This is a genomic window from Mesorhizobium sp. M8A.F.Ca.ET.207.01.1.1 (assembly GCF_004794715.1).
Lineage (GTDB): Bacteria > Pseudomonadota > Alphaproteobacteria > Rhizobiales > Rhizobiaceae > Mesorhizobium.
Genome location: NZ_SRUS01000511.1, coordinates 1 through 294, shown reverse-complemented (window position 1 = coordinate 294; position 294 = coordinate 1). Strand labels below are relative to the sequence as shown.

Sequence of the window (294 nt, the reverse complement as noted above, 5' to 3'; positions counted from 1 at the left end):
GCCGTGGATCACGAAGCCGTAAAGCGAAGAAGTGTGGAGCGACGTGCTCGCAATGGGCGCCCAGGTGGACCGGCAACTGGCCGACATGGACGTGCGCCTGACGATGGGCGGCGAGCCGACTTTCGTGTCCGTGCGCGACCGCGACGCCGCCGAATGGAACACCGACGCGCTTGGCCCTAGCAAACGCGGCTATGCCGTCGCGCTGATGGACAAGCTGCGTTCGCGCTACGTTGCGAACGGCTTCCTGCATATCGGCCAGGGCAAATGGTATCCGGGCGAGCAGTTGCCGCGCTG

The 294-nt window shown here is 65.6% G+C and carries 1 pseudogene; it reads left to right on the top strand.

From position 1 onward, the window contains the following. Window positions 1–294, top strand: a pseudogene (locus EN850_RS35610) (transglutaminase family protein); the annotation flags it as partial.